This is a genomic window from Micromonospora sp. NPDC049799 (assembly GCF_040656655.1).
Classification (GTDB): domain Bacteria; phylum Actinomycetota; class Actinomycetes; order Mycobacteriales; family Micromonosporaceae; genus Micromonospora.
This window is the reverse complement of the sequence record NZ_JBFAMU010000168.1, coordinates 1-9,827: the sequence shown is the minus strand read 5'-3', so window position 1 is coordinate 9,827 and position 9,827 is coordinate 1. Positions and strand designations below refer to the sequence as shown.

Here is a 9,827-nt window from a genome sequence, read left to right as displayed (position 1 = left end):
CGGCCAGGACCAGCGCGGCGACGGTCACCGCGACCACGGCCGCGGCCAGCACCACCAGCGGGACCCGCCGGTCGTCGTGGTAGGGCCGGGTCAGGGCGAGCAGGCCGTACGGGGACAGCCACCGGAGCCACCCCAGCGCGGCCACCCCGTCACCGACCATGCGGGCCAGCAGGCCGAGGCCGAGCACCGCCACGGTGGCGCCGCTGGCACCGGCCCGGGTGGGGAACACCTGGGCGGCCAGGGCCGCCACCGCGACGGCGAACATGCCGACCAGGGCGAGGCCACCGCCGTGCAGGACCGCCCCGACCGGCGGTGTGCCGACGGCGAGGAGCGCCCCGGTCACCCCGGCCGCGATGGCCGCCATGGCCACCACCAGGACGATCAGGTGCCGGCGTACCACTGCCGAGAGCCCGAGCGGTCCGGCAAGCACCAGGTCCCACCGGCCCGCGTCCTCCTCGCCGCGAGTGATCCGGGTGGCCGCGAGCAACCCCCACACCGACACCAGGACCGCGAGAGCGGCACCGGTCCGCCAGACGGTGAAGCCTCCCGGGGTGTCGAGGGCGACCGGCTCGCCGAACAGGGTGCGGACGGCCGGGTTCTCGGCCAGGGCGGCCAGCGCGGCGGCGTCGAGGGCGTCACCGACGGTGCGCTCGTACGTGACCGCGACCAGGGCGGACATGCCGGCGGCCACGGCGAACACGATCAGCGCGCCGCGGCGGACCTGCCGGAGGGCGAGCCGGCTCACCGCGTACGCGGCGCTCACCGGTCCGTCTCCCCGTAGTAGTCGAGGAAGATCTCCTCCAGCGTGGGTTCCCGCACGGTCAGGGCGGTGACGTCGGCCGCCGCGAGGGCCCGCAGGGCCGGCCCGGGCGACCCGGTGAACGTGAACCGCAGCGTGGACCCACCCTCGCGCACCACGTCCTCGACTCCCGCGACGCCGTCCAGGTCGGGCCCTTCTCCGGTGTGCCGGACCAGCACCTCGGCGCGGTGCAGCCGACGCAGGTCGGGCACGGTGGCGACGTCGACCAGCCGGCCGGCGCGCAGGATGCCCACCCGGTCGCACACGGCCTCCACCTCGGCCAGTTGGTGCGAGGACAGGAACACCGTGCGTCCGTCGTCCCGTGCCTCGGCGACCGCGCGACGGAACTCTCTCTCCATCAGCGGGTCCAGCCCACTGGTGGGCTCGTCGAACACCAGCAGCGGGGCGCGGGTGGCGAAGGCAGCGACGAGCGCCACCTTCTGCCGGTTGCCGGTCGAATACGTCCGGGCCGGCTTGGACAGGTCGAGGTCGAACCGCCGCACGAGTTCGTCGCGGTAGGCGCGGTCGACACCCGGGCCGGTGGCGGCGAGCAGGTCGAGGGTTTCGGCGCCGGTGAGTTGGGGCCAGAGCGCTACGTCGGCCGGCACGTACGCCAGCAGCCGGTGCGCCCGGGCCACGTCGCCGGCGTCCACGTCGAAGATCCGGGCCCGGCCCGCGGTCGGGCGGGACAGCCCGAGCAGCAACCGGATGGTGGTGGACTTGCCGGCCCCGTTGGGCCCGAGGAAGCCGAAGACCTCACCGCCGGCGACGGTGAGGTCCAGGTCGTCGAGCGCGACGAGCCGCCCGTAGCGCTTGGTGAGGTGCTCGGTGTGGATGGCGGGTGGCTGCACGGCGGCCTCCGGTCGGCAGGGGTCGAGGACCGCCGACCAGACTTCCCGGCACACCGTGGACACCGTAGCGGGCGGCGTCAAGCCCACCGGCAGCCGTGCGGCTCCCTACTCCGTCGCGGCGAACCGCTCGACGTTGTCGACCGGCCCGACGACCAGAATGAGGTCCCCGTAGCCGAGCACGGTCTCCGGGGTCGCGTGTGTGAAACCCGGCCGCCGACCGCCGATCCCCGCCTCGGGTTTCACCGCGACCACGGTGACCCCCCACGTGCTGCGCAGCTTGGACTCGCGCAGCGGCATCCCGACGACGTCGCGCGGCGGCTTGGTCTTGATGACGGCGAAGTCCGCGTCGACCTCGACGTAGTCGAGAATCCGACCCGAAAGCAGATGGGCGATGCGTTCACCCATGTCGTGCTCGGGCGCGACGACGTGGTGGGCGCCCACCCGGGCGAGGATCTTGCCGTGCTGCGCGTCGATGGCCTTGGCCCAGATGTCGGGAATTCCCATCTCGGACAGGAGGGACGTGGTGAGGATGCTCGCCTGGATGTCCGTACCGATGGCCACCACCGCCCGATGGAACTCCGCCACGCCGAGCTGTCGGAGCGCCTCGACGTCCGTGGAGTCCGCGGTGACCACATGGGGAAGCTGCCCGACCAGCGCCTGGACGATCTTCGGACGGTTGTCGACACCGAGGACCTCGGTGCCCCGTCGGACCAGTTCCATGGCGAGGGCCGTGCCGAAACGACCGAGCCCGACCACGACCACCGGTTCGGTGCGTACCTCAGCCAACGATCGTCCTCTCCTCGGGGAGTTCGTACCGGCGGTCCCGGTCCCGCAGCGCCAGCGCCGACGCGAGGGTCAACGGGCCGATTCGGCCAGCGAACATCAACACGACCAGCAGGAGGTCCGCCTCCGGAGGAAGGCTACCGGTGATGCCGGTGGAGAGGCCCACCGTGGCGAACGCGGAGACCACCTCGAACAGGACCACGTCGAGCCGGTAGGGCGTGATGGCCAGCAGCAGGAAGGTGCCGACGATCACCGCCCCGACACTGAGCAGGGCGACGGCCAGGGCCTGGCGTTGGTTGGTGGCCGGGATCCGCCGGCGGCCCACGTTGACGTGCGTCTCACCGCGCATCTCGGACCAGAGCACGAAGGCGAGCAGACCGAACGTCGTGACCTTGATGCCCCCGGCGGTGCCGGCGCTACCACCACCGATGAACATCAGCACGTCGCTGGCGAGCAGGCTCTCCGGCCGCAGCGAGCCGATGTCGACACTGTTGAAACCGGCGGTACGGGTCATCGTCGCGGCGAAGAAGCCAGCGAGCAGCTTCTCCGCCCCGGTGAGCGGCCCGAACGTCCGGGGGTTGGAGAACTCGGCGAGGGTGAGCACGGCCGTGCCCAGCACCAGCAGGGCGACGGTCAGAACAAGGGTGATCCGGGTCAGTACCGACCACGTCGACGGACGCCGCCAGTTGCGGGCCAGCTCGAACACCACCGGGAATCCGAGCCCGCCGAGGATCACCGCCGCGGCAATGGTCAGGGTGATCCACGGATCGGTGACGTAGCCGACGAGGCTGTCGGCTCGAGTGGAGAAGCCCGCGTTGTTGAAAGCCGAGACCGCGTGGAACACGCCGTCGTACAGGGCGGAACCGAACGGCTCGTCGTAGGCGGTGCTGAACCGGACAGTGAGCACGACCGCGACGAGGGCTTCGCTGACGAGACTGAACAGGACGATCCGACGCAGGACGCCGCGGAGATCACCGAGACCGACGCTCTTGGTCTCCGCCTGGGCGAGGAACCGGGCCCGCAGCCCGATCCGGCGGAACAGCAACACCGTGAACAGGGTCGCCAGCGTCATGATCCCGAGCCCGCCGGCCTGGATCAGCAACAGGATCACCGCCTGGCCGAAGCCCGACCAGTAGCTGCCGGTGTCCACCGTCACCAGGCCCGTCACGCACACCGCCGACGTCGCGGTGAAGAGCGCGTCCATCAGCACCGCACGCTCGCCGGTCCGGGTTGCCAGGGGCAGCGAGAGCAGACCAGTTCCCACCGTCACCGCCAGGGCGAACCCGATGGCGATCACCTGGGCCGGGTGACGGAACCGGTCCGTACGCCGCCGCCACGTGGGACGGCGGGTCAGTGACGGCACGGCCGGGGTGTGGCCGCAGTCGGACCCGACCGGTCAGGGTCCCGGCGGCCGGCCGGTTGCCTCGGAGGGCTCACGATCGACACGCAGTGCATGATCGCACGGCACCCCTGGCGTCGAGCATCGCCGCCCCGGCCCGGCGCTCGCCGAGCCTTGAGGTGCATGGTCAGGCGCCGGAGGTGACCCGGTAGGCGTCGAAGACGCCGTCGACCTTGCGGACCGTGGCCAGCAGGTGACCCAGGTGCTTCGGGTCGGCCATCTCGAAGCTGAACCGGCTCACCGCCACCCGGTCCCGGGTGGTGGTGACGGTGGCGGAGAGGATGTTGACCCGCTCGTCGGAGAGCACCCGGGTGACGTCGGCCAGCAGCTTGTGCCGGTCGAGCGCCTCCACCTGGATGGCGACCAGGAACGTCGAGGCGGAGGTCAGCTTCCAGCTCACCTCGACGACCCGCTCGTTCTGGGCGCGCAGGTCCTCGGCGTTGGCGCAGTCGTCCCGGTGCACGCTCACCCCGCCGGAGCGGGTGACGAACCCGAACACCGAGTCCGGTGGGACCGGCGTGCAGCACCGGGCCAGCTTGATCCAGACGTCGCTGACCCCCCGCACGACCACACCCGGGTCGGCACTGCTCTGGCGGCTGCGCGGTGGCCGGGTGGCGACGGCGGTCTCGGCGATGTCCTCCGCCGCGCCCTCCTCGCCGCCGTACGTGGCCATCAGCTTCTGCACCACGGACTGCGCGGAGACCTGGCTGTCGCCGACCGCCGCGTACAGCGACGCCACGTCGGCCAGGTGCAGGTCCCGGGCGATCGCCATCAGGTTGTCGGAGGTCAGCATCCGCTGCAGGGGCATGCCCTGCTTGCGCATCGCCTTGACGATCGCGTCCTTGCCGGCCTCGATCGCCTCCTCGCGCCGCTCCTTGTTGAAGTACTGACGGATTTTGGTGCGGGCACGCGGGCTCTTGACGAAGCCCAGCCAGTCCTGCGTGGGGCCGGCCGTGTCCGACTTCGACGTGAAGATCTCGATCACGTCGCCGTTGGACAGCGTCGACTCCAGCGGCACCAGCTTGCCGTTGACGCGCGCGCCGATGCACTTGTGCCCCACCTCGGTGTGCACCGCGTACGCGAAGTCCACCGGCGTCGACCCGGTCGGCAGCGGGATGACGTCACCCTTCGGGGTGAAGACGTACACCTCCTGGCTGGACAGGTCGAAGCGCAGCGCGTCGAGGAACTCGCTCGGGTCCGCCGCCTCGCGCTGCCAGTCCAGCAGCTGCCGCAGCCACGTCATCTCGTCGATGTGCGCGGGCGGGCCGACGATCTGGGTGCCCTTGTGCTCCTTGTACTTCCAGTGCGCGGCGATGCCGAACTCGGCGGTACGGTGCATCGCGTACGTGCGGATCTGCATCTCCACCGGCTTGCCGGTGGGCCCGATGACCGTCGTGTGCAGCGACTGGTACATGTTGAACTTGGGCATCGCGATGTAGTCCTTGAACCGGCCCGGCACCGGCTGCCAGTTGGCGTGGATGACACCCAGCGCCGCGTAGCAGTCCCGCACCGTGTCGACCAGGATCCGCACCCCGACCAGGTCGTAGATATCGTTGAAGTCGCGACCCCGCACGATCATCTTCTGGTAGATCGAGTAGAGGTGCTTCGGCCGGCCGGTCGTCTCCGCCTTGATCTTGGCGGCCTTCAGGTCGGTCGAGACCTTCTGGGTCACCTGGCGCAGCAGCGCCTCGCGCTGCGGCTGGTGCTCCCCGATCAGTCGGTTGATCTCCTCGTAGCGCTTCGGGAACAGCGTCCCGAAGGCGAGGTCCTCCAACTCCCACTTGATCGTGTTCATACCCAGCCGGTGGGCCAGCGGAGCCAGGATCTCCAGCGTCTCCTTCGCCTTCTGCTCCTGCTTCGGGCGGGGCAGGAAGGTCAGGGTGCGCATGTTGTGCAGCCGGTCGGCGAGCTTGATCACCAGGACCCGGGGATCCTTCGCCATCGCCACGACCATCTTGCGGATGGTCTCCGCCTTGGCCGCGTCGCCCAGCTTGACCTTGTCCAGCTTCGTGACGCCGTCGACCAGCAGGGCCACCTCGCCGCCGAAGTCGGCACGCATCTGGTCGAGCGTGTACTCGGTGTCCTCGATCGTGTCGTGCAGCAGCGCCGCGACCAGCGTGGTCGTGTCCATCCCCAGGTTGCCCAGGATGGTGGCCACCGCGAGGGGGTGGGTGATGTACGGGTCGCCGGACTTGCGGTACTGACCGGAGTGCCAGCGGGCGGCCGTGTCGAAGGCACGCTGGAGCAGCCGCGCGTCGGCCTTGGGATGGGCGTCGCGGTGGGTCGCGATCAGCGGTTCGAGCACCTCGCTGACCTGGGAGGTCTGCCAGGGCGCGTTGAACCGTGCCAGCCGCGCCCGAACCCGACGGCCGGTGGGCGCGTTGGACAGGGCGAAACCACCGCTCGGCGAGGGGTCGACGGACAGGTCGGCGGGGACCCCGGTCGCGACCGGGGTGCCGTCGGGAACACCGACGGTGCGGGTGACGCCGGCGGCGACGCCGCCGGGCTCGGCGGAGCCGTTTCCGGCCACCGGCCCCCGGATCGTCGCGTCAGGGGTCCGACCGGTCACCGAGCCGTCCGTGTCGCCTGTCGGGTGCACCGTGCCCTCCACCGGAGGGACGACATCGTGGGACACCGGCCTCCTCACCGCTCGCCGGGTTGCGCCGGCCGTCCGGCCGACGTTGCTGTCAACCGGCCGCCGGGCCGGCGTGTTCCGCGCCGGTCCCCGCACCGGTCCTCGCCCACCGTCGGGATCCCCCGGCGGTCAGCAATGGGCAATGCTACCCGCACGCATGGTGCCCTGCCGCTCCGCCGGACGGACCGCGCCGGGTCCGACCGGACGGCCGTGGGGCTCAAACGGTCAACAGGGCATGCACCGGACGCGGCGCCAGTCGCTTCCGGCCGCCGAGGAAGCCCAGCTCCATCAGCACGGTGAAGCCGGCGACGGTGCCGCCCGCCCGCTCCACGAGGTCCAGGGTGGCCTCGGCGGTGCCGCCGGTGGCCAGCACGTCGTCGACCACCAGCACCCGGTGCCCGGCGGTGAACGCGTCCTGGTGCACCTCCAGGGTCGCCTCGCCGTACTCCAGCGCGTAGGAGGCCGAGTACGCGGGGCGGGGCAGCTTGCCGGCCTTGCGCACCGGCACCACGCCGACGCCGGTGGCGTACGCGATCGCGGCGGCGATCACGAAGCCGCGCGCCTCGATGCCGACCACGGCGTCGAACGAGTCCCGCCCGTGGTGGTCCACGATCCCGTCGATCACCTCACGGAAAACCGCACCGTCGGCGAACAGCGGCATCAGGTCCTTGAACAGGACGCCGGGCTTCGGGAAGTCCGGTACGTCCAGCACCCGGCTGGACACCAGGCGCGCCACCTCGGGGCCGCTGTCTCCGCGCACTCCGGTGCTGTGGGTCTCCGTCACGGCAGTTCCGTTTCCCTTCCACGACGACGGCGTCCTGCATGCTGCTCGCACAGCATGAAGGACGCCGTCTGGTCGATTCCTACCGGGTCGCCCCGGGTGGATCAGCGCCGCTTGGCGCCACCCGGGCGGTTGCCGCTCCCACCGGCGGGACGGCCGCCCCGGGCCCCGGTGGACCGCTTCCCGGCCGGGCGCGCACCCACCTTCGGCGCGGCGCCGGCCAGGGCCGCGGACTCGCCGTCCACCGGCTCCGCCACGTCCTCGCCCGCGCGGGGCGCCGGCTTGCCGGTCGTCTCGCCCCGGGCGATCGAGGACCGCCGGGCCGCCACCCGCTTGTTGTGCGCCTGGATCCGCGGGTCGCGGTTCTTCAGCAGCACCAGCAGCGGGGTGGCCAGCAGGATCGAGGTCAGGAAGGCCACCGCCATACCGACGAAGAGCACCAGACCGAGGTCCTTCAGGGTGCCCGCGCCGAGCAGGAAGGCGCCGATGAACAGGATCGAACCGACGGGGAGCAGCGCGACGACCGAGGTGTTGAACGAGCGCATCAGGCTCTGGTTCAACGCCAGGTTCGCCGCCTCGCCGTACGTCTGGTTGCTGTTGGCGGTGATTCCCCGCGTGTTCTCCTGCACCTTGTCGAAGACCACCACCACGTCGTAGAGCGCGAAGCCCAGGATGGTGAGGAACCCGATGACGGTGGACGGGGTGACCTCAAGGCCGACCAGCGAATAGATGCCGGCGGTGAGGACCAGGTTCATCAACAGGGACGCGATGGCCGCCACGGCCATCTGCCACTCGAAGCGCAGGACCAGGTAGATCGACACGACCGCGAGGAAGATGAGCAGACCGAGCAGGGCCCGGTCGGTCACCTGGTCGCCCCATGCCTTGCTGACCCGGTCGCCGGAGATCTGGTCGACGTTGATTCCGTACGCCTCGGCCAGCTCGGCCCGGGCGGCGCGGTCCTGCTCCTGGGAGAGCTGGGTCGTCTTCAGCTCGTACACCGCGCCGCCGGTGTCGCCACCGACCTCCTGGGCGGTGACGACCCGGGCCTCCTCGCCCAGCCCGCCGAGGATCGTCTCGGTCCGGGCCTCGACGTCCTCCAGCGTGCCGACGCTCGTCGGCACCCGCAGGACGTTTCCGCCGGCGAACTCGATGCCCGGGTTGAAACCGCGGATCAGGAAGCTCGCCAGGGCCAGGAGGACCAGCACCCCGGCGACGCTGAACCACAGCTTGCGCCGGCCGACGACGTTGAGACCGGCCTCGCCCCGGTAGAGGCGGTTAGCCAGACCACTTCCAGCCATCTCAGGCCTCCTTGACGCGCGGGTTGCGGGGCTTCGCCTGCTCGGTGCGGGACGGAAGCACGCGGCCGAGCCCACTGACCCGTGGGGACAGGAACGCCCGGGTGCGGGCGAACATGGTCATGATCGGGTGTCGGAACAGGAAGACCACGACCAGGTCGAGCACGGTCGCCAGGCCGAGCGCGAACGCGAAGCCCTTCACGGTGCCGACCGAGACGATGTAGAGCACCACCGCCGACATGATGGTGATGGCGTTCGCCGAGATGATCGTCCGGCGCGCACGGATCCAGGCGCGGGACACCGCGCTGCGGGGGCTGCGCCCCTCCTGGATCTCGTCCTTGAGCCGCTCGAAGTAGATGACGAACGAGTCCGCCGCCACACCGAGCGAGACGATCATGCCGGCGATGCCGGCGAGGGTCAGGGTGAAGCCGATCGTCCGGCCGAGCACCACCAGCGCGCCGAACACCAGCAGCGCCGACAGCACCAGGCTCAGGAAGATCACCGAGCCGAGCAGGCGGTAGTAGAAGAACGAGTAGATGATGACCAGCAGCATGCCGATGCCGGCCGCGATCAGGCCCGCACGCAGGTGGCTGGCGCCCAGGGTGGCGGTGACGTTCTGCGACTCGGCGGCCTCGAAGGTCAGCGGCAGCGCGCCGAAGCGCAGCTGGCCGGCCAGCTTGCTGGCGTCGGCGTTGGTGAAGTTGCCGGTGATCTGCGAGTTGCCGGTCAGCACACCCTGGATCTCGGGCGCGGACACGATCTCGTTGTCCAGCACGACGGCCACGAGACACTTGCCGCTGTCACCGAGCGCGGCCGGGTCGCACGCCTGGCCCTCGTTGTTGAACGCCTCGCGGGTCAGGTTGGTCCACTTCTCCTGACCGTCGCCGGTGAAGTCGAGGCTGACGACCCACTGGTTGGTCTGGTCGAGCACCGCGTTGGCGTCGTCGACGTCGGTGCCGAGCACCTTCGCCTGGTCGAGCAGGTACTTCGCGGCGCCGCCCTGGCAGGCGACGACCTGCTGCGCCTCCGGGGAGATCGAGCCCGGCGGGCGGTCGTCGAGCTGCGCGCAGGTGATCTGCGGAACGTTGAACTGCATCTGCGCCGGCAGCACCGCGACCTCGCGGGGGCTGAGCGTGGCGAAGGGCTTCAGCTTCTCGGCCAGCGACGGGTCGGTCGCCAGGTCGGCGGCCCCACGGCCTGGGCACCGCCGATCGCCTCGACCACGGCGGACCCCTGCTTGAGCACCGCCTCGCGCTGGTCGCGCCAGGCGGTGGCGACGGACTG

At 70.9% G+C, this 9,827-nt stretch carries 6 protein-coding genes and 2 pseudogenes; all 8 read right to left on the bottom strand.

Annotated elements, in window-relative coordinates; all coding sequences use genetic code 11:
• Positions 1–763: pseudogene (locus AB0I76_RS15040) on the bottom strand (hypothetical protein); the annotation flags it as partial.
• Entirely contained in the window at positions 760–1,704 is a 945-nt protein-coding gene (locus tag AB0I76_RS15035) for an ABC transporter ATP-binding protein (RefSeq protein WP_357034789.1), read from the bottom strand. The gene AB0I76_RS15035 and the pseudogene AB0I76_RS15040, both read right to left, overlap by 4 nt.
• A 51-nt stretch (positions 1,705–1,755) precedes the next feature.
• Entirely contained in the window at positions 1,756–2,436 is a 681-nt protein-coding gene (locus AB0I76_RS15030) for a TrkA family potassium uptake protein (protein ID WP_357034787.1), read from the bottom strand.
• Positions 2,429–3,796, bottom strand: a complete 1,368-nt coding sequence (locus tag AB0I76_RS15025; RefSeq protein ID WP_357034785.1) for a potassium transporter TrkG — start codon at positions 3,794–3,796, stop codon at positions 2,429–2,431. Before AB0I76_RS15025 ends, AB0I76_RS15030 begins: the two co-directional genes overlap by 8 nt.
• 163 nt (positions 3,797–3,959) lie before the next feature.
• Complete coding sequence (locus AB0I76_RS15020) at positions 3,960–6,443, bottom strand: bifunctional (p)ppGpp synthetase/guanosine-3',5'-bis(diphosphate) 3'-pyrophosphohydrolase (protein WP_357034791.1); 2,484 nt, start codon at positions 6,441–6,443, stop codon at positions 3,960–3,962.
• Between the two features lie 241 nt (positions 6,444–6,684).
• Positions 6,685–7,251 (bottom strand): adenine phosphoribosyltransferase, encoded by a 567-nt coding sequence (locus AB0I76_RS15015; RefSeq protein ID WP_357034783.1) that lies wholly within the window; start codon positions 7,249–7,251, stop codon positions 6,685–6,687.
• Positions 7,252–7,352: 101 nt separating this feature from the next.
• Positions 7,353–8,546 (bottom strand): protein translocase subunit SecF, encoded by a 1,194-nt coding sequence (gene secF, locus AB0I76_RS15010; RefSeq protein ID WP_357034781.1) that lies wholly within the window; start codon positions 8,544–8,546, stop codon positions 7,353–7,355.
• A 1-nt stretch (position 8,547) separates the two neighbouring features.
• A pseudogene (secD, locus tag AB0I76_RS15005) lies at positions 8,548–9,729 on the bottom strand (protein translocase subunit SecD); the annotation flags it as partial.
• Positions 9,730–9,827 lie beyond the last annotated feature (98 nt).

Bases quoted from the DNA above. Each gene is read 5' to 3' on its own strand.
- secF (WP_357034781.1), bottom strand. From the start codon at position 8,546: ATGGCTGGAAGTGGTCTGGCTAACCGCCTCTACCGGGGCGAGGCCGGT.